A 16,422-nucleotide genomic window follows, 5' to 3' on the forward strand; every position below is an offset into this window, starting at 1 on the left:
TTCCATGGCTACCTCTGTCGACATCATCGACGTCAAGGGCCAGAAGGCGGGCTCGGTCGAGCTCCCCGCCGCGCTCTTCGACGTCCAGACCAACATCCCCCTCATCCACCAGGTCGTCGTGGCCCAGCTCGCCGCGGCGCGCCAGGGAACCCACAAGACGAAGAACCGCGGTGAGGTCTCCGGAGCCGGTCGCAAGCCGTTCAAGCAGAAGGGAACCGGTCGCGCTCGTCAGGGCTCGATCCGCGCCCCGCACATGACCGGTGGTGGCGTGGTCCACGGACCGACCCCCCGCAGCTACGCGCAGCGCACCCCCAAGAAGATGATCGCCGCGGCTCTGCTCGGTGCTCTCTCGGACCGCGCCCGCGGTGCCCGCATCCACGTGGTCGAGTCCCTCGCCCTCGGTGACACCCCCCGGACCAAGGACGTCCTCGTCTTGCTCGACGCCCTCTCGGTGTCGCGCAACGTCCTCGTGGTGCTCGAGCGCGACGATTACATCGCCGAGCTCTCGCTCCGCAACGTGCCGTTCGTGCACATCCTGCCGGCCGACCAGCTCAACGCGTACGACGTGCTCGTCTCCGACGACATCGTGTTCTCGAAGGGCGCGCTCGACGCGTTCATCGCGGCCAAGTCGGGCGTCGAGTCCAACAAGGAAGAGGTGAACGCATGAGCCAGTCCGCCGCGTTCAACAAGGACCCCCGCGACGTCATCATCTCCCCGGTGGTCTCGGAGAAGTCCTACGGCCTGATCGACGAGGGCAAGTACACCTTCGTGGTCGACCCGCGTTCGAACAAGACCGAGATCAAGCTCGCCATCGAGAAGATCTTCGGCGTCGAGGTCGCGTCGATCAACACGCTGAACCGCCAGGGCAAGACCCGCCGCACGAAGTTCGGCACCGGCAAGCGCAAGGACACCAAGCGCGCGATCGTCACGCTGAAGTCCGGCTCCATCGACATCTTCACGAGCGTCGGCTGAGCCGAAGAAGCGTAGAGGAAACAGACAATGGCTATTCGTAAGTACAAGCCCACGACCCCCGGTCGCCGCGGCTCCAGCGTTGCCGACTTCGCCGAGATCACCCGCTCGACGCCTGAGAAGTCGCTCCTGCGCCCGCTGTCCAAGACCGGTGGCCGCAACAACTCCGGCCGCATCACGACGCGTCACATCGGTGGTGGCCACAAGCGCCAGTACCGTCTGATCGACTTCCGTCGCAACGACAAGGACGGCGTCAACGCCAAGGTCGCTCACATCGAGTACGACCCCAACCGCACGGCGCGCATCGCGCTGCTCCACTTCGTGGACGGCACCAAGCGCTACATCCTGGCCCCGAACAAGCTCTCGCAGGGCGACGTCGTGGAGTCGGGCGCCGGCGCCGACATCAAGCCCGGCAACAACCTGCCGCTGCGCAACATCCCGACCGGTACGGTCATCCACGCCATCGAGATCAAGCCGGGAGGCGGCGCCAAGCTCGCCCGCTCGGCCGGCACCTCGGTCCGCCTCGTCGCCAAGGACGGCCCCTACGCGCAGCTCCGCCTGCCGTCGGGCGAGATCCGCAACGTCGATGCGCGCTGCCGCGCCACGATCGGCGAGGTCGGCAACGCCGAGCAGTCGAACATCAACTGGGGCAAGGCCGGCCGCATGCGCTGGAAGGGCGTCCGCCCGACCGTCCGCGGTGTCGCGATGAACCCGGTCGACCACCCGCACGGTGGTGGAGAGGGCAAGACCTCCGGTGGACGCCACCCGGTCAGCCCGTGGGGTCAGTCCGAGGGACGCACCCGTCGCCCCAACAAGGAGAGCGACAAGCTCATCGTTCGCCGCCGCACCGCCGGTAAGAAGCGCAAGTAGGAGTTGTAGAAGATGCCTCGCAGTCTCAAGAAGGGCCCCTTCGTTGACGACCACCTGCTCCGCAAGGTGTTCACGGCCAACGAAGCCGGCAACAAGAACGTCATCAAGACCTGGTCGCGCCGTTCGATGATCATCCCGGCGATGCTGGGTCACACCATCGCGGTCCACGACGGTCGCAAGCACATCCCCGTGTTCGTGACCGAGACCATGGTCGGCCACAAGCTCGGCGAGTTCGCCCCCACTCGGACCTTCCGCGGTCACGAGAAGGACGACAAGAAGGGCCGTCGCCGCTGACGCGGCGACGAGAAGGAGGAGAGAAATGGTGGAGTCGATCGCACGCGTGCGACACATCCGCGTCACCCCCCAGAAGGCTCGCCGTGTCGTGAACCTGATCCGCGGGAAGCAGGCTCAGGAGGCACTGGCCATCCTGAAGTTCGCGCCGCAGGGTGCGTCCGAGCCCGTCTACAAGCTCGTCGCCTCGGCGATGGCCAACGCTCGCGTCAAGGCCGATGCCTCGAACGAGTACCTCGACGACCAGGACCTGATCGTGTCCCGCGCCTTCGTCGATGAGGGAACCACCCTCAAGCGATTCCAGCCCCGTGCTCAGGGTCGTGCCTTCCGCATCAACAAGCGCACCAGCCACATCACCGTCGTGCTGGCCACTCCTGAGGAGGGGACCAAGTAATGGGTCAGAAAGTAAACCCCTACGGTTTCCGTCTGGGAATCACCACCGACCACGTGTCGCGCTGGTTCTCCGACAGCACCAAGAAGGGCCAGCGGTACAGCGACTACCTCGCCGAGGACGTCAAGATCCGCCGACTCCTCGCCACGCAGCTCGACCGTGCGGGCGTCGCCCGCATCGAGATCGAGCGCACCCGTGACCGGGTCCGCGTCGACATCCACACCGCCCGCCCGGGCATCGTGATCGGCCGCCGCGGCGCCGAGGCCGAGCGCATCCGCGCCGACCTCGAGAAGCTCACGGGCAAGCAGATCCAGCTGAACATCCTCGAGGTCAAGAACCCCGAGGCCGAGGCTCAGCTGGTCGCCCAGGGCATCGCCGAGCAGCTCTCCGCCCGCGTGGCCTTCCGCCGCGCGATGCGCAAGGGCCTGCAGGGCGCTCAGCGCGCCGGCGCCAAGGGCGTCCGCATCCAGGTCTCCGGCCGCCTCGGCGGCGCCGAGATGAGCCGCTCGGAGTTCTACCGCGAGGGACGCGTGCCGCTGCACACCCTCCGCGCGAACATCGACTACGGCTTCTACGAGGCGAAGACCACCTTCGGCCGCATCGGCGTGAAGGTCTGGATCTACAAGGGCGACATCACCAACAAGGAGCTCGCCCGCGAGCAGGCGAACAGCAAGTCGTCGCGCCCCGAGCGCAGCGACCGTCCGCGCCGTGCACCCCGCCAGCAGAGCGAGGCGCCCGTCGCAGCAGGAGTTGAGGCATAACCATGTTGATTCCGCGTCGAGTCAAGCACCGCAAGCAGCACCACCCGGGCCGGTCCGGCCAGGCCACCGGTGGCACCAAGGTGTCGTTCGGTGAGTTCGGCATCCAGGCCCTCACCCCCGCCTACGTGACCAACCGTCAGATCGAGTCCGCTCGTATCGCGATGACGCGTCACATCAAGCGTGGCGGAAAGGTGTGGATCAACATCTACCCCGACCGTCCGCTCACCAAGAAGCCCGCCGAGACCCGCATGGGTTCCGGTAAGGGCTCGCCGGAGTGGTGGGTCGCGAACGTCAAGCCGGGTCGCGTCCTCTTCGAGGTCGCCGGCGTCGACGAGCAGCTCGCTCGTGAGGCCATGACCCGTGCCATCCACAAGCTGCCCCTCAAGGCACGCATCATCAAGCGCGAGGAGGGAGACGCGTAATGGCGATCGGATCCAAGGAGCTCGCCCCCGCCGAGCTCGACACCTACGAGGACGAGCGTCTCGTCACCGAGCTGAAGAAGGCCAAGGAGGAGCTGTTCAACCTCCGCTTCCAGTCGGCCACCGGTCAGCTGGACACCAACGGCCGCCTGCGTGCCGTCAAGCGCGACATCGCCCGCATCTACACGGTCATCCGTGAGCGCGAGCTGGGCATCCGCGCCACCCCCGCACCCGTCGAGGCCCCGGCCAAGGCGGAGAAGAAGCCCAAGACCAAGAAGGCCGCCAAGGCCGAGGTCGAGGCGACCGAGTCGAACGAGGAGGCCAAGTAATGGCAACCGTCAATGACAGCGCCGGCCACGAGTCGGCCGCCCACGACGTGAAGGAGGCGGGCGCTCGCGGATACCGCAAGACCCGTCGCGGCTACGTCACCAGCGACAAGATGGACAAGACCATCGTCGTCGAGGTCGAGGACCGGGTGAAGCACCCGCTGTACGGCAAGGTCATCCGCCGTACGTCCAAGGTCAAGGTCCACGACGAGCTGAACTCCGCCGGCATCGGCGACTCCGTCGTCATCAGCGAGACCCGTCCCCTCAGCGCCACCAAGCGCTGGCGCCTGGTCGAGATCCTCGAGAAGGCCAAGTAGGCCGCGGCCTACTTGAGTTAGCAGGAGAGACACATGCTTCAGCAAGAATCCCGAGTCAAGGTCGCCGACAACACCGGCGCCAAGATGCTCCTCACCATCCGCGTCCTCGGAGGCTCCGGCCGCCGCTACGCGGGCCTCGGTGACATCATCGTCGCCACCGTCAAGGACGCGATCCCCGGTGGCAACGTGAAGAAGGGCGACGTGGTCAAGGCCGTCATCGTCCGCACCATCAAGCAGACCCGTCGCGCCGACGGCTCGTACATCAAGTTCGACGAGAACGCCGCCGTCATCCTCAAGAACGACGGGGACCCCCGTGGCACCCGCATCTTCGGACCGGTCGGTCGCGAGCTCCGCGACAAGAAGTTCATGAAGATCGTCTCGCTGGCACCGGAGGTTATCTAGTCATGGCCAAGATCAAGAAGGGTGACCTCGTCCAGGTCATCTCGGGCGCTACCCAGGCCCGCGGTGGAGACCGCGGCAAGCAGGGCAAGGTCCTCGAGGTGCTGGTCGAGCGCAACCGCGTCGTCGTCGAGGGCGTGAACTTCGTCAAGAAGCACGTCCGCGTCGGCCAGACGCAGCGCGGCTCGAAGGAGGGCGGCATCGAGACCGTCGAGGCCTCGATCCACATCTCCAACGTCGCGCTCGTCGACCCGAAGACCAAGAAGCCGACCCGGGTCGGCCACCGCAACGTGGCCGTCACCAAGGACGGCGTGACCAAGACCGTTCGCGTGCGCTACGCGAAGGCGTCGGGTGAGGAACTGTAATGACTGACACCACCGCAGTGGCTGCGAAGGTTCAGCCGCGGCTCAAGGCCAAGTACCAGGCCGACATCATCCCCGCTCTCAAGGAGCAGTTCGGCTTCGGCAACGTCCACCAGGTCCCCGGCCTGGTCAAGGTCGTCGTCAACACCGGTGTCGGTGAGGCCGCCCGCGACGGCAAGATCATCGACGGCGCGGTCAAGGACCTCACCGCCATCACCGGTCAGAAGCCGCAGGTCACCAAGGCCCGCAAGTCCATCGCGCAGTTCAAGCTGCGCGAGGGTCAGGCCATCGGCGCTCACGTCACCCTCCGGGGCGACCGCGCCTGGGAGTTCCTGGACCGCCTGCTCTCGGTGGCGCTGCCCCGCATCCGCGACTTCCGCGGGCTGTCGGACCGCCAGTTCGACGGCAACGGCAACTACACCTTCGGCATCACGGAGCAGTCGATCTTCCACGAGATCGACCAGGACCGCATCGACCGCGTCCGCGGCTTCGACGTGACCGTCGTGACCACCGCCAAGACCGATGACGAGGGTCGCGCGCTGCTCAAGCAGCTCGGCTTCCCGTTCAAGTCGTCGGACAACGCGTAAGCAGCAAGCCTCGAGGCCGGGGGACGGTGAGAACCGCCCTCCGGCCTCGTCGTGCGTCCGCCGCCGGACCGGTCCGTCCGGAGCCGGCGGCGGGCGCCACGCGGGATCCCGGATCCCGTGCACGATCGGCCCTCGACCGCAGGACCTCGGCCATGTAGCATGGCTCGTTGGCCTGCGTTCGCGCGGCCGCATGGGCGTCGACGTCGTCGGCGCCGTCCCACACCACAGGTCGTCACTCTTGTAAAGGGTGCCGAAACCAGGCGAGAAAGGCACCATCAGCCATGACCATGACTGATCCGGTCGCAGATCTGCTGACCAGAATCCGTAACGCGAACTCCGCGCACCACGACTCCATCACCCTCCCGGGCTCGAAGCTCAAGGCGAACATCGCCGAGATCCTCAAGACCGAGGGCTACATCGCCGACTGGAAGGTCGAGGAGGCGCGCGTCGGCACGACGCTCTCCATCTCCCTCAAGTACGGCCCGAACCGCGAGCGCTCGATCGCCGGCATCAAGCGGGTCTCGAAGCCCGGACTCCGCGTGTACGCGAAGTCGGCCGAGATCCCCACCGTGCTCGGCGGCCTCGGCGTCGCCATCCTGTCCACCTCGAGCGGTCTCCTGACCGACCGCCAGGCCGAGAAGAAGGGCGTGGGTGGGGAAGTCCTCGCCTACGTGTGGTAACCCCTCATGTCGCGTATTGGAAGACTCCCCATCGAGATCCCGGCGGGCGTCGACGTCTCCGTCGCCGGATCCGCCGTGACCGTCAAGGGCCCCAAGGGCGAGCTGACCGTCTCGGTCGCCAGCCCCATCCAGGTGTCCGTCGAGAACGGCCAGGTGCTGGTCTCGCGTCCCGATGACGAGCGCGAGTCGCGCTCGCTCCACGGCCTCACCCGCACGCTCATCGCGAACGACATCATCGGTGTCACGCAGGGCTACTCCAAGGGCCTCGAGGTCGTCGGAACCGGTTACCGCGTGCTGGCGAAGGGCTCGGACATCGAGTTCGCGCTCGGCTTCTCGCACCCGGTCGTCGTCACCCCGCCCGCGGGCATCTCGTTCACGGTCGAGGGCAACAACAAGCTCACCGTGCACGGCATCTCGAAGCAGGCCGTCGGTGAGGTGGCCGCCAACATTCGTAAGATCCGCAAGCCCGAGCCCTACAAGGGCAAGGGCGTGCGCTACGCCGGCGAGGTCGTTCGCCGCAAGGCCGGAAAGAGCGGTAAGTGATCATGGGACTCGGAACCAGAGGAAAGAGCAAGTCCGCTGCGCGCGGTCGTCGTCACGACCGTCTGCGCAAGAAGGTCGTCGGATCCGCCGAGCGCCCCCGCCTCGTCGTCAACCGCTCGGCCCGCCACGTCTTCGTGCAGGTCGTCGACGACGCTCAGGGCCGCACCCTCGCGTCGGCGTCGACCCTCGAGGCCGACCTGCGCGTGTTCGACGGCGACAAGACCGCCAAGGCCCGCAAGGTCGGCGAGCTCGTCGCCGAGCGCGCCAAGAACGCCGGTGTCGAGGCGGTCGTCTTCGACCGCGGAGGCAACAAGTACGCCGGTCGCGTCGCCGCGATCGCCGATGGAGCACGAGAGGCAGGGCTCAACCTGTGAGCGCCGCAGAGAACAAGGAACCCGAGGTCGCCGCTGTGTCGGAGGCCCCCGTCGAGACCGCTGCGTCCACGCAGCCGCAGCAGGAGGCTCGTGAACCCCGCCGCGGCGGCCGCGACCGCAACCAGGGTGGCCGCGACCGCGGTGGCCGTGACGCCGAGAAGAGCCAGTTCCTCGAGCGCGTCGTGACCATCAACCGCGTGTCGAAGGTCGTCAAGGGCGGCCGTCGCTTCAGCTTCACCGCGCTCGTGGTCGTCGGAGACGGCAACGGACTGGTGGGCGTCGGCTACGGCAAGGCCCGCGAGGTCCCGACCGCCATCTCCAAGGGCGTCGAGGAGGCGAAGAAGAACTTCTTCCGCGTCCCCCGCGTCGCCTCGACCATCCCGCACCCCGTCCAGGGTGAGGCCGCCGCCGGTGTGGTGCTCCTGCGCCCCGCCGCCGCGGGTACCGGTGTCATCGCCGGCGGTCCCGTCCGCGCCGTCCTCGAGTGCGCCGGCATCCACGACGTCCTGAGCAAGTCGCTCGGCTCGTCGAACACCATCAACATCGTCCACGCGACCGTCGAGGCTCTGAAGCAGCTCGAGGAGCCGCGCGCCGTCGCCGCTCGTCGTGGTCTCGACTTCGACCAGGTCGCGCCGGCACGTCTCGTCCGTGCCGAGGCCGACGCCCTCGCCGCCGCGTCCAACGCGAAGGCAGGTGCCTGATGGCCCAGCTCAAGGTGACCCAGATCAAGTCGAAGGTCAGCGAGAAGCAGTACCAGCGCGACACGCTGCGCTCGCTCGGCCTCAGGAAGATCGGTCAGAGCGTCGTCCGCGAGGACAACGCCCAGAACCGCGGATACGTGAAGACCGTCGCCCACCTGGTGAAGGTCGAGGAGATTGACTAATGGCTGAGACGAAGAAGGCCGCCGCCGCGGAGTCCACGACTCCCGCGCAGGCGACCACCACGAAGGGCGCGGCGGCGCCGGCGACCAAGGAGCACGTGCTCAAGGTCCACCACCTCCGCCCCGCTGCCGGAGCCAAGAAGGCCAAGACCCGCGTGGGTCGCGGTGAGGGCTCCAAGGGAAAGACCGCCGGTCGCGGCACCAAGGGCACCAAGGCCCGCTACCAGGTGCGAGTCGGCTTCGAGGGTGGGCAGATGCCGCTGCACATGCGCACCCCGAAGCTGCGCGGCTTCAAGAACCCGTTCCGGGTCGAGTACCAGGTCGTGAACCTGTCCGCTCTCGCGGAGCTCTACCCCCAGGGCGGCGACGTCACCATCGGCGACCTGGTCGCCAAGGGTGCTGTCCGCAAGAACGAGAAGGTCAAAGTCCTCGGGGACGGCGACATTGCGGTTAAGCTGAACGTCGCGGTCGACAAGGTCTCCAGCTCTGCCGAGCAGAAGATCGTCGCTGCGGGCGGATCCATCAAGTAGCACCAGCAGCTTGTCGGTCGAGCTTGTCACGCCGACTCCCTCCGGGAGCGCGTGGCAAGCTCGACCTGTATCCCGCACCACAGAATTGAGCAGGAGACCTTAGGTAGTGTTTGGCGCCGTTGCGCGGATCTTCCGCACCCCCGACCTCCGCCGCAAGATCGGCTTCACCCTCGCGATCGTGGCGATCTTCCGGCTGGGATCCTTCATCCCTGCTCCGTTCGTCGACTTCAGCGCCGTGCAGGCCTGTCTCGCCGGCAACCAGGGCACCTCGGGTCTCTACGAGCTCGTGAACCTCTTCAGCGGTGGAGCACTGCTCCAGCTGTCGATCTTCGCGCTCGGGATCATGCCGTACATCACGGCGTCGATCATCGTGCAGCTGTTGCGCGTGGTCATCCCTCACTTCGAGACCCTGTACAAGGAGGGGCAGTCCGGTCAGGGCAAGCTCACCCAGTACACGCGGTACCTCACCATCGCGCTCGGCGTCCTCCAGTCGACGACGCTGATCACCGTCGCCCGCTCGGGCGCCCTCTTCGGCAACTCCGGTGTCCCGGAGTGCTCGGCGCTCATCATCACCGACGAGTGGTACTCCATCCTCCTCATGGTCATCACCATGACCGCGGGCACCGGGATCATCATGTGGATGGGCGAGCTCATCACCGAGCGCGGCATCGGCAACGGCATGTCGCTGCTGATCTTCACCTCGATCGCCGCCCAGTTCCCCACCTCCCTGTGGTCGATCGCGCAGTCGCGCGGCTTCGAGACCTTCCTCCTCGTCCTCGGCGTGGGCCTCGTGCTCGTGGTCGCCGTGGTCTTCGTGGAGCAGTCTCAGCGGCGGATCCCCGTGCAGTACGCCAAGCGGATGGTCGGCCGCCGCACCTACGGCGGCAACAACACCTACATCCCGATCAAGGTCAACATGGCCGGCGTCGTGCCCGTCATCTTCGCCTCGTCGCTGCTGTACCTGCCCGCGCTCATCGCGCAGTTCAACCAGCCCGCCGCTGGCCAGGAGGCCCCGGTCTGGGTCACCTGGATCACGAACTACCTCACCAAGGGCGATCACCCGCTCTACATGGCGCTGTACTTCCTCCTGATCGTGGGCTTCACCTACTTCTACGTCGCGATCACCTTCAACCCGGACGAGGTCGCCGACAACATGAAGCGCTACGGCGGCTTCATCCCCGGCATCCGCGCCGGCCGCCCGACCGCCGAGTACCTCAACTACGTGCTCACCCGGGTGACGCTGCCCGGGTCGGTCTACCTCGGCCTCATCGCGCTCGTGCCCCTCGTGGCCCTCGCGCTGGTCGGTGCGAACCAGAACTTCCCCTTCGGCGGCACGTCCATCCTGATCATCGTCGGAGTCGGCCTGGAGACGGTGAAGCAGATCGACTCCCAGCTGCAGCAGCGCCACTACGAAGGACTCCTCCGATGACGTCGCATCCGATCGGCTTCCGTCTCCTGCTGATCGGCCCTCCGGGCGCAGGCAAGGGGACCCAGGCCGCTCGGCTGAGCGACATCCTCCGGGTGCCCGCCATCTCGACCGGGGACATCTTCCGCGCGAACGTCGCCAACGAGACCGACCTCGGTCTCCAGGCGAAGGCCTACCTCGACAACGGGCGCTACGTGCCGGACGAGCTGACCAACGCGATCGTGCACGACCGCCTCCAGGAGGCGGACGCGTCGACCGGGTTCCTGCTCGACGGCTACCCGCGCACCACGGAGCAGGTCGACGAGCTCGACCGCATCCTCGCCGCGGACGACAACCGGCTCGACGCGGTCGTCCAGCTGACGGCCGATCCCGACGAGGTCGTCGGCCGCCTGCTCAAGCGCTCGCTCGAGCAGGGGCGCAGCGACGACACCGAGGACGTCATCCGGCGCCGACTCGCGCTCTACGAGGAGCAGACCGCTCCGCTCATCGACGTCTACGCGGCCCGCGGGCTCGTGGTCGTGGTCGACGGCCTCGGGCCGGTCGACGAGGTGACCGAGCGGATCGTCGTCGCCCTCGAGGGCCACCGCGTGGGCCGCCTCGACACCCCGGCCGCCTGAGCCGTGGCGTTCCGCTCCTCGTTCTACAAGACGCCCGCGCAGCTGCGGTCGATGCTCGCTCCGGGCCTCGCCACGGCCGCCTCGCTCGATGCGGTCCGCGCGGCGATCCGCCCGGGCGTCACCACGCTCGAGCTCGACGCGATCGCCGAGTCGGCGATCGTCGCACTCGGCGGCCAGTCGAACTTCCAGCTCGTCCCGGGCTACCGGCACACGATCTGCGCCTCGGTCAACGACGAGGTGGTCCACGGCATCCCCGGCGGGCGCGTGCTCGAGCCGGGCGACCTGGTCTCCATCGACAGCGGCGCCGAGATCGACGGCTGGAACGGCGACTCCGCGATGACGGTGGTCCTGCCCGATCCCTCCCGCCCGGAGGAGGTCGCGGCACGCGCCGAGCTCTCGCGGGTGACCGAGGGATCCCTGTGGCGGGGGATCGCCGCCCTCGCCTCCGCCCGACACCTCAACGAGGTCGGCGCGGCGATCGAGGAGTACATCGAGGACGAGGCCGAGCGCTCGGGCCGCGTCTACGGCATCCTCACCGACTACATCGGCCACGGCATCGGGCGCACCATGCACGAGGCTCCGCCGGTCTTCAACTACCGGGTGCGCCAGCGCGGCCCCGAGGTGAAGCCGGGACTCGTCGTCGCGATCGAGCCGATGGTCACCGCGGGCAGCGCCGACACCTTCGTCCGCGAGGACGAGTGGACGGTCGCGACCGAGGACAGCAGCATGGCCGCCCACTGGGAGCACTCCGTCGCCGTGCACCACGACGGCATCTGGGTCACCACGCTCGCCGACGGCGGCGCGGTCGGCCTCGCCCCCTACGGGATCGTGCCGACGCCCTTCGCCTAGAGGCCCCAACGCGGAGCTCCTCCGATCCGATGCGGAGGAGGCTCCTCGTGGCCTCTCGCGCCCGGCGGGGGACCGTCGGGCGCCCACGAAGCGCGGGAGCGGGAGGACGACAGCGCCCTCCGGCTCCATCCGGAGTGCGGGTGTCGGCTAGCTGTCGATCACCCGCACCAGCTCCTCGATGAAGCCGCCGAAGTCCGTGGAGCGCCGGATGAGGCGCTGCACCTCCGCCCGGTCGGCGAACACCTCGACGAACTGGTCGAACACCGACTGGAAGGTGCTGCGGCCGGCCGAGGCGAACGCGATCATCGCGATCACGTTCACCCGCTGCTCGCCCCACTCCATCGCCGTGTCGTTCACGACGATCGCGATCGAGGTGCGGCGGGCGCTCATCGCCATCGCGTGGGGGACCGCGAGGTTGTCGGTGAACGCCGTGGAGCTCATCCGCTCGCGCTCGATGGCGCCGTCGACGTAGTCCTCGTCGATGATGCCGCCGGCGATCATCCGCTCGCCCAGCATCCGGATCATCGCCGCCTCGTCGCGCGCGTGCACGTTGCGGAAGAACAGCTCCTCGTCGAAGAACTGCAGCAGCTCGTCCTTGATCTGCGCGCGGCGGCGGTGCCGGCGGACGCGGGCGATGGCGCGGCGCACCGTCTCGACGTCGTGGTCGGTGAGGAACGGCTGCACCACCACGACGTCGTCGGACGCGGGGCGCTCGTCGATCGTGGTGATCACGAGGTCGGCGGTGAGACGGTCCCAGTCGACGTCGCTCCGCGTGATCAGCGAGCGCACCTCCACCTCCGTGCCGAGGGAGCGCTCGACGCGCAGGCGCAGCATGTGCGCGAGGTCGTAGTAGTTGGGGCAGACGATCACGCAGGACAGACGCTCCTCCCGCCGGGACACCCGCTCGAGGAAGGAGCCGACGTGGAGGGCGATGTAGGCGATCTCGTCCTCGTTGACCACGACGCCCCGCCGGCGCTGCAGCCCGCTCGCCAGGAACACCGCGATCTCGTAGGTCATCGGGTAGCTGGTCTTGATCGAGCGGGTGAGCGGGTTGCGGGAGTAGCCGCCCTCGGCGGCCCGGGCGATCAGGTTCCGCACGTGCAGGGCGAGGCGGACGATGAAGCCCTCGTCGTCGAGGTCGACCAGGTACTCGCGGTTGACGTCGGCGACGAGCTCGCGGACGACGGCGAGGTCCTCCGGGTCGAGGTAGTTCTCGACCACGGCGGCGACCGGCTCGTTCTGCCCGGGCGTCGCCACCCGCGTCGTCATCAGGATCGCGAGCTGGGCGAGCTCGGCGTCGGTCAGGCGCGTCGCGAAGTGCCGCTCCACCAGCTCCGCCAGCAGGGCCGCGAGCTCGCCGTGGATCGCGGGGGCGGCGGCGTGGAGCCGGCGGGGCCGGGTCTCGCAGGCGCCTGATGCGACCCGGTGAGGGTCGCCGTCACGCTCCAGGGGCTGCCGCGGCTACCGGCGCCGTGGGCGCCGGGGCCGGCCGCCTTGCGTGACGCTCCGCGTCACGCGTCGTGGTCGGTGGTGAGGAAGGTCGCGAGCTCCTCGAGCACGGCCTGCTCGTTGTCGCCCTCGACGCTGACGGTGAGCTCGTCGCCGTGCTCGATGCCGAGCGAGATGATCCCGAGGATCGACGCGGCGTTGACCGGGGTCGCGTCGCCCTTGGCGACGAGGACCTTCTGACCCGACTTCGCCGCGGCCTGGCTGAAGAGCGAGGCGGGGCGGGCGTGGAGGCCCTTCGACGATGCAACCTGCACGGTGCGCTCGACCATGAACGTTTCTCCTTGATCCTGCAGTCGCGACTGCATCAGTGGTGCCCGGAGTCGGGCTCGCCCGGACGGACCGGGCGGGTGGAGGAGTCCCCGTCCGCGCCTGCGACGACCGCGCGAGCGGCGAAGAGGACGGGCAGGGTCTCGAGCACGGCATCGGCACCGTGCGCTCCGAAGACATCGGGCGGGAGGAGGGCGGCCGCGGCTCCCACGAGCTCCGCACGGTGGCGGAGTCCGTCGAACTGCGACTCGAGGTGCGGCCCCACGAGGAGGACGTCGGCCTCGGGGAGGGAGTGGTCGAGACCGGTGAGGGTCTCGGAGCGGAACACGGCATCCATGCCGCGCTCCTTCGCGCCCGCTCGCAGCCGGTGGGCCAGGAACGTGCTCGACGCGCCTGCACCGCAGACGATCAGGATCTTCCGCACCTCGTTCGCCTCCTCGCGTCCGGGTCGTGATTCATCCAAGCATCCCCTCGGAGGGGCGGCACCCTCCAGCAGACAATCTTCCGCGGGGGCGGAAGACGGCCCCTTCCACCCGCGGCGCGGGGGCTCCCGGGCGCGTCGCCGGGGTGATTGACTGACGGGACGTACGACTCGCCGCCCGCGTCCTGCGGGCCCGCGGCAGGGTCGTGGCGCTCCCGGCGCCCGCCCCGACCGCACGCCTGGAGCCTGATGCCTGACAACCGCGAACGACTGCTGGAGTACCTCTCCCGCGCCGACGGCTGGGTGACGGCGCACGAGCTCGCCGACAGGCTCGGAGTCACCACCCGCAGCGTCCGGAGCTACGTCACCGCGGTGAAGGCGCAGGCCGCCCCGCTGGAGCCGGTCGAGTCCTCCGCGAACGGCTACCGGCTCGCGCGCGAGGCGTACGCGGCCTACCTGGAGGCGCAGCGCAGCCGCGACGTCGAGCCCGACACCCCGCGCGACCGGCTGTACAGCATCGTCCGCCGCCTGGTCGACTCCGACGAGGGCCTGGACGTCTTCGCCCTCGCTGACGCGCTGTCGGTGAGCGAGTCGACCGTCGACGCCGATCTGCGCCGGGTGAAGGCCCTCGCCGACGAGGCCGGCCTCGGGCTGGTCCGGCGCGGCCCGTCGGTGCGCCTCGAGGGCAGCGAGGAGGCCCGCCGCCGCCTGATCTCGCGGATGTTCCGCGACGAGAGCGCGCAGGGCGTCTTCACGCTCGACGACGTCCAGCGCGAGTTCGCCTCCCCCGGCCTCGGCGCCTTCAAGACCGAGCTGCTGGCCGAGCTCGAGACCCGCGGCTACTACATCAACGACTACGGCGTGAACAGCGTCCTCCTCCACATCGCGATCGCCGTCGACCGCGTCGCCCGGGGCATCGGGGACCCCTCCGGCTCCCGCCCCTAGAAATCGGAGAACACACCACATGACAACGACGTCAGCGACGTCGACGCGCGGTGGAGCGCGCGTCCACGTCCAGCGCTTCGGCACCTTCCTCTCGGGAATGGTCATGCCGAACATCGCGGCCTTCATCGCCTGGGGCTTCATCACGGCCCTCTTCATCCAGACCGGATGGCTCCCGCTCCTCGGCATCGACGCCACCTGGGTCCAGCAGTTCGGCGGCTGGAGCACGGATCCCGACGTCGTCAATACCGGCCTCGTCGCCCCGATGATCACCTACCTCCTCCCGCTCCTCATCGCGAACACCGGCGGCCGCATGGTCTACGGCGCCCGCGGAGGCGTGGTCGGCACCATCGCGACCATGGGCATCATCGTCGGCGCCGGCATCCCGATGTTCATCGGCGCCATGATCATGGGCCCGCTGTCGGCGTGGCTCATGAAGAAGGTCGACTCGATCTGGGACGGCAAGATCAAGCCCGGCTTCGAGATGCTGGTCAACAACTTCTCCGCCGGAATCCTCGGCCTCCTGCTCGCGCTCCTCGCCTTCGCGGGCGTCGCGCCGCTCGTGGTCGGCCTCTCGACCGCCCTCGGCGCGGGCGTGGAGTTCCTGGTCAACGCGGGTCTGCTCCCGCTGACCTCGCTCTTCATCGAGCCGGCGAAGATCCTCTTCCTGAACAACGCCATCAACCACGGCATCCTCACGCCGCTGGGCGTGCAGCAGGCGGAGGAGGCGGGCAAGTCCTACCTCTTCCTCCTCGAAGCCAACCCCGGCCCCGGCATGGGCGTGCTCCTGGCCTTCGCGTTCTTCGGCGTCGGCGCGGCCCGCGCCTCGGCTCCCGGCGCGGCGATCATCCACTTCATCGGCGGCATCCACGAGATCTACTTCCCGTACGTGCTGATGAAGCCGGCGCTGCTCGCGGCCGTCATCCTCGGCGGTGCGACCGGTGTCGCGACGAACGTCGCGTTCAACTCCGGCCTCCGCGCCCCCGCCTCGCCCGGCTCGATCATCGCGGTGCTCCTGCAGACCGCGAACGACAGCTTCCTCGGCGTCATCCTCTCGGTGATCCTCGCGACCGCCGTGTCGTTCCTGGTGGCCTCGGTCATCATCCGGTCCGGCCGCAAGCGCGACCTGGCCGCGGAGCAGGAGGGCGACGACAAGCTCGCCGCCGCCGTCGCCGCCAACGAGGCGAACAAGGGCAAGGAGAGCGCCGTCGGCTCGCTCATCAACGCCCGCGGCGCCAACGCTCCGCAGGACTCGGCCGGCGCCTCGACCGCGGGAGCCACGGCCACCGCGACCCAGGTCCGGAACATCGTCTTCGCCTGCGACGCCGGCATGGGCTCGTCCGCGATGGGCGCCTCGGTGCTGCGGAACAAGATGAAGAAGGCGGGCTTCGAGGACGTCACGGTCACCAACAAGGCGATCGCCGCTCTCGAGGACGACGTGGACCTGGTCATCACCCAGGCCGAGCTCACGGAGCGCGCCCGCCAGCGCACCCCGGGCGCGATCCACGTCTCCGTGGACAACTTCATGAACAGCCCGAAGTACGACGAGGTCGTCTCGCTGGTCGCGGAGCAGCACGCTAAGTAGTACGCCAACCATTCGGACGGAACCCGTAGGGTGCGACAGAGCGGACACGCTCCGCTCGCCCCTGCGGGTTCCCTCGCTGTCAGCACCTCCACGGAAGGACGCACCCC

At 68.5% G+C, this 16,422-nt stretch carries 26 protein-coding genes; 23 read left to right on the top strand and 3 right to left on the bottom strand.

Translation table 11 applies throughout. From position 1 onward, the window contains the following. Nucleotides 1–4: 4 nt before the first annotated feature. From rplD to map, 21 genes are all read left to right on the top strand, one after another. The gene (gene rplD, locus C5B98_RS12290) at nucleotides 5–667 is read left to right on the top strand and encodes a 50S ribosomal protein L4 (protein ID WP_104224565.1); all 663 of its coding nucleotides are present in this window, start codon (nucleotides 5–7) and stop codon (nucleotides 665–667) included. Then, nucleotides 664–972, top strand: a complete 309-nt coding sequence (rplW, locus tag C5B98_RS12295; RefSeq protein WP_068209445.1) for a 50S ribosomal protein L23 — start codon at nucleotides 664–666, stop codon at nucleotides 970–972. Before rplD ends, rplW begins: the two co-directional genes overlap by 4 nt. A gap of 27 nt (nucleotides 973–999) precedes the next feature. Further along, nucleotides 1,000–1,839 carry a 50S ribosomal protein L2 gene (gene rplB / locus C5B98_RS12300; RefSeq protein WP_068251462.1) on the top strand — a complete coding sequence of 280 codons (840 nt, stop codon included), beginning with the start codon at nucleotides 1,000–1,002 and terminating at the stop codon, nucleotides 1,837–1,839. Between the two features lie 12 nt (nucleotides 1,840–1,851). Further along, nucleotides 1,852–2,133: a 30S ribosomal protein S19 gene (gene rpsS, locus C5B98_RS12305; protein WP_055787078.1), complete on the top strand. Its 282-nt coding sequence runs from the start codon at nucleotides 1,852–1,854 to the stop codon at nucleotides 2,131–2,133. A gap of 25 nt (nucleotides 2,134–2,158) precedes the next feature. Beyond that, nucleotides 2,159–2,524, top strand: coding sequence for a 50S ribosomal protein L22 (rplV, locus tag C5B98_RS12310; protein WP_077221988.1), 366 nt, complete (start codon nucleotides 2,159–2,161; stop codon nucleotides 2,522–2,524). After that, nucleotides 2,524–3,282, top strand: coding sequence for a 30S ribosomal protein S3 (gene rpsC, locus C5B98_RS12315; protein ID WP_068209439.1), 759 nt, complete (start codon nucleotides 2,524–2,526; stop codon nucleotides 3,280–3,282). The genes rplV and rpsC overlap by 1 nt, the downstream gene beginning before the upstream one ends. Before the next feature lie 2 nt (nucleotides 3,283–3,284). Further along, nucleotides 3,285–3,704, top strand: coding sequence for a 50S ribosomal protein L16 (rplP, locus tag C5B98_RS12320; protein WP_068209436.1), 420 nt, complete (start codon nucleotides 3,285–3,287; stop codon nucleotides 3,702–3,704). Next, nucleotides 3,704–4,030 carry a 50S ribosomal protein L29 gene (rpmC, locus tag C5B98_RS12325; RefSeq protein ID WP_104224564.1) on the top strand — a complete coding sequence of 109 codons (327 nt, stop codon included), beginning with the start codon at nucleotides 3,704–3,706 and terminating at the stop codon, nucleotides 4,028–4,030. Before rplP ends, rpmC begins: the two co-directional genes overlap by 1 nt. Next, nucleotides 4,030–4,344, top strand: a complete 315-nt coding sequence (gene rpsQ / locus C5B98_RS12330) for a 30S ribosomal protein S17 (protein WP_104224563.1) — start codon at nucleotides 4,030–4,032, stop codon at nucleotides 4,342–4,344. Before rpmC ends, rpsQ begins: the two co-directional genes overlap by 1 nt. 33 nt (nucleotides 4,345–4,377) lie before the next feature. Then, a complete protein-coding gene (gene rplN, locus C5B98_RS12335) occupies nucleotides 4,378–4,746 on the top strand; it encodes a 50S ribosomal protein L14 (RefSeq protein WP_104224562.1) in 369 nt (122 codons plus the stop codon). A gap of 2 nt (nucleotides 4,747–4,748) precedes the next feature. Continuing rightward, on the top strand, nucleotides 4,749–5,108 hold the full coding sequence (rplX, locus tag C5B98_RS12340; protein WP_104224561.1) for a 50S ribosomal protein L24: 360 nt from the start codon (nucleotides 4,749–4,751) through the stop codon (nucleotides 5,106–5,108). Continuing rightward, the gene (gene rplE / locus C5B98_RS12345) at nucleotides 5,108–5,692 is read left to right on the top strand and encodes a 50S ribosomal protein L5 (protein ID WP_068209425.1); all 585 of its coding nucleotides are present in this window, start codon (nucleotides 5,108–5,110) and stop codon (nucleotides 5,690–5,692) included. The genes rplX and rplE overlap by 1 nt, the downstream gene beginning before the upstream one ends. A gap of 281 nt (nucleotides 5,693–5,973) precedes the next feature. Next, on the top strand, nucleotides 5,974–6,372 hold the full coding sequence (gene rpsH / locus C5B98_RS12350) for a 30S ribosomal protein S8 (RefSeq protein WP_068209423.1): 399 nt from the start codon (nucleotides 5,974–5,976) through the stop codon (nucleotides 6,370–6,372). 6 nt (nucleotides 6,373–6,378) lie between these two features. Beyond that, nucleotides 6,379–6,915, top strand: a complete 537-nt coding sequence (gene rplF / locus C5B98_RS12355) for a 50S ribosomal protein L6 (RefSeq protein ID WP_104224560.1) — start codon at nucleotides 6,379–6,381, stop codon at nucleotides 6,913–6,915. A 2-nt stretch (nucleotides 6,916–6,917) separates the two neighbouring features. After that, nucleotides 6,918–7,289: a 50S ribosomal protein L18 gene (rplR, locus tag C5B98_RS12360; RefSeq protein WP_056037296.1), complete on the top strand. Its 372-nt coding sequence runs from the start codon at nucleotides 6,918–6,920 to the stop codon at nucleotides 7,287–7,289. Next, on the top strand, nucleotides 7,286–7,990 hold the full coding sequence (gene rpsE, locus C5B98_RS12365) for a 30S ribosomal protein S5 (RefSeq protein WP_104224559.1): 705 nt from the start codon (nucleotides 7,286–7,288) through the stop codon (nucleotides 7,988–7,990). The genes rplR and rpsE overlap by 4 nt, the downstream gene beginning before the upstream one ends. Beyond that, nucleotides 7,990–8,172: a 50S ribosomal protein L30 gene (gene rpmD / locus C5B98_RS12370; protein WP_181024623.1), complete on the top strand. Its 183-nt coding sequence runs from the start codon at nucleotides 7,990–7,992 to the stop codon at nucleotides 8,170–8,172. The genes rpsE and rpmD overlap by 1 nt, the downstream gene beginning before the upstream one ends. Beyond that, on the top strand, nucleotides 8,172–8,699 hold the full coding sequence (gene rplO / locus C5B98_RS12375) for a 50S ribosomal protein L15 (RefSeq protein WP_104226755.1): 528 nt from the start codon (nucleotides 8,172–8,174) through the stop codon (nucleotides 8,697–8,699). Before rpmD ends, rplO begins: the two co-directional genes overlap by 1 nt. Before the next feature lie 106 nt (nucleotides 8,700–8,805). After that, nucleotides 8,806–10,128: a preprotein translocase subunit SecY gene (secY, locus tag C5B98_RS12380; protein WP_104224557.1), complete on the top strand. Its 1,323-nt coding sequence runs from the start codon at nucleotides 8,806–8,808 to the stop codon at nucleotides 10,126–10,128. Next, nucleotides 10,125–10,742 carry an adenylate kinase gene (locus tag C5B98_RS12385; RefSeq protein WP_181065530.1) on the top strand — a complete coding sequence of 206 codons (618 nt, stop codon included), beginning with the start codon at nucleotides 10,125–10,127 and terminating at the stop codon, nucleotides 10,740–10,742. The genes secY and C5B98_RS12385 overlap by 4 nt, the downstream gene beginning before the upstream one ends. A gap of 3 nt (nucleotides 10,743–10,745) precedes the next feature. Continuing rightward, the gene (gene map / locus C5B98_RS12390) at nucleotides 10,746–11,591 is read left to right on the top strand and encodes a type I methionyl aminopeptidase (protein WP_104327878.1); all 846 of its coding nucleotides are present in this window, start codon (nucleotides 10,746–10,748) and stop codon (nucleotides 11,589–11,591) included. A 147-nt stretch (nucleotides 11,592–11,738) separates the two neighbouring features. Here map and C5B98_RS12395 read toward each other — a convergent pair whose 3' ends face one another. The 3 genes from C5B98_RS12395 to C5B98_RS12405 form a co-directional block, all read right to left on the bottom strand. Continuing rightward, a complete protein-coding gene (locus tag C5B98_RS12395; RefSeq protein ID WP_258063511.1) occupies nucleotides 11,739–12,920 on the bottom strand; it encodes a transcription antiterminator in 1,182 nt (393 codons plus the stop codon). A gap of 182 nt (nucleotides 12,921–13,102) precedes the next feature. Beyond that, a complete protein-coding gene (locus tag C5B98_RS12400; protein ID WP_104224553.1) occupies nucleotides 13,103–13,369 on the bottom strand; it encodes an HPr family phosphocarrier protein in 267 nt (88 codons plus the stop codon). A 35-nt stretch (nucleotides 13,370–13,404) separates the two neighbouring features. Beyond that, nucleotides 13,405–13,830, bottom strand: a complete 426-nt coding sequence (locus C5B98_RS12405; RefSeq protein ID WP_181065531.1) for a PTS sugar transporter subunit IIB — start codon at nucleotides 13,828–13,830, stop codon at nucleotides 13,405–13,407. Nucleotides 13,831–14,037: 207 nt separating this feature from the next. Here C5B98_RS12405 and C5B98_RS12410 point away from each other — a divergent pair, with 207 nt between their 5' ends. Continuing rightward, nucleotides 14,038–14,733: an HTH domain-containing protein gene (locus C5B98_RS12410; protein WP_258063512.1), complete on the top strand. Its 696-nt coding sequence runs from the start codon at nucleotides 14,038–14,040 to the stop codon at nucleotides 14,731–14,733. Between the two features lie 19 nt (nucleotides 14,734–14,752). Further along, on the top strand, nucleotides 14,753–16,315 hold the full coding sequence (locus tag C5B98_RS12415; protein WP_104327879.1) for a PTS mannitol transporter subunit IICB: 1,563 nt from the start codon (nucleotides 14,753–14,755) through the stop codon (nucleotides 16,313–16,315). Nucleotides 16,316–16,422: the final 107 nt, after the last annotated feature.

This window comes from Rathayibacter sp. AY1A5 (genome assembly GCF_002930875.1).
GTDB lineage: Bacteria > Actinomycetota > Actinomycetes > Actinomycetales > Microbacteriaceae > Rathayibacter.

What these genes read in the sequence shown, in the direction of transcription:
- rplD (WP_104224565.1), top strand. Translation starts at nt 5, where the DNA reads ATGGCTACCTCTGTCGACATCATCGACGTCAAGGGCCAGAAGGCGGGC.
- rplW (WP_068209445.1), top strand. Translation starts at nt 664, where the DNA reads ATGAGCCAGTCCGCCGCGTTCAACAAGGACCCCCGCGACGTCATCATC.
- rplB (WP_068251462.1), top strand. Translation starts at nt 1,000, where the DNA reads ATGGCTATTCGTAAGTACAAGCCCACGACCCCCGGTCGCCGCGGCTCC.
- rpsS (WP_055787078.1), top strand. Translation starts at nt 1,852, where the DNA reads ATGCCTCGCAGTCTCAAGAAGGGCCCCTTCGTTGACGACCACCTGCTC.
- rplV (WP_077221988.1), top strand. Translation starts at nt 2,159, where the DNA reads ATGGTGGAGTCGATCGCACGCGTGCGACACATCCGCGTCACCCCCCAG.
- rpsC (WP_068209439.1), top strand. Translation starts at nt 2,524, where the DNA reads ATGGGTCAGAAAGTAAACCCCTACGGTTTCCGTCTGGGAATCACCACC.
- rplP (WP_068209436.1), top strand. Translation starts at nt 3,285, where the DNA reads ATGTTGATTCCGCGTCGAGTCAAGCACCGCAAGCAGCACCACCCGGGC.
- rpmC (WP_104224564.1), top strand. Translation starts at nt 3,704, where the DNA reads ATGGCGATCGGATCCAAGGAGCTCGCCCCCGCCGAGCTCGACACCTAC.
- rpsQ (WP_104224563.1), top strand. Translation starts at nt 4,030, where the DNA reads ATGGCAACCGTCAATGACAGCGCCGGCCACGAGTCGGCCGCCCACGAC.
- rplN (WP_104224562.1), top strand. Translation starts at nt 4,378, where the DNA reads ATGCTTCAGCAAGAATCCCGAGTCAAGGTCGCCGACAACACCGGCGCC.
- rplX (WP_104224561.1), top strand. Translation starts at nt 4,749, where the DNA reads ATGGCCAAGATCAAGAAGGGTGACCTCGTCCAGGTCATCTCGGGCGCT.
- rplE (WP_068209425.1), top strand. Translation starts at nt 5,108, where the DNA reads ATGACTGACACCACCGCAGTGGCTGCGAAGGTTCAGCCGCGGCTCAAG.
- rpsH (WP_068209423.1), top strand. Translation starts at nt 5,974, where the DNA reads ATGACCATGACTGATCCGGTCGCAGATCTGCTGACCAGAATCCGTAAC.
- rplF (WP_104224560.1), top strand. Translation starts at nt 6,379, where the DNA reads ATGTCGCGTATTGGAAGACTCCCCATCGAGATCCCGGCGGGCGTCGAC.
- rplR (WP_056037296.1), top strand. Translation starts at nt 6,918, where the DNA reads ATGGGACTCGGAACCAGAGGAAAGAGCAAGTCCGCTGCGCGCGGTCGT.
- rpmD (WP_181024623.1), top strand. Translation starts at nt 7,990, where the DNA reads ATGGCCCAGCTCAAGGTGACCCAGATCAAGTCGAAGGTCAGCGAGAAG.
- rplO (WP_104226755.1), top strand. Translation starts at nt 8,172, where the DNA reads ATGGCTGAGACGAAGAAGGCCGCCGCCGCGGAGTCCACGACTCCCGCG.
- C5B98_RS12385 (WP_181065530.1), top strand. Translation starts at nt 10,125, where the DNA reads ATGACGTCGCATCCGATCGGCTTCCGTCTCCTGCTGATCGGCCCTCCG.
- C5B98_RS12400 (WP_104224553.1), bottom strand. Translation starts at nt 13,369, where the DNA reads ATGGTCGAGCGCACCGTGCAGGTTGCATCGTCGAAGGGCCTCCACGCC.
- C5B98_RS12410 (WP_258063512.1), top strand. Translation starts at nt 14,038, where the DNA reads ATGCCTGACAACCGCGAACGACTGCTGGAGTACCTCTCCCGCGCCGAC.
- C5B98_RS12415 (WP_104327879.1), top strand. Translation starts at nt 14,753, where the DNA reads ATGACAACGACGTCAGCGACGTCGACGCGCGGTGGAGCGCGCGTCCAC.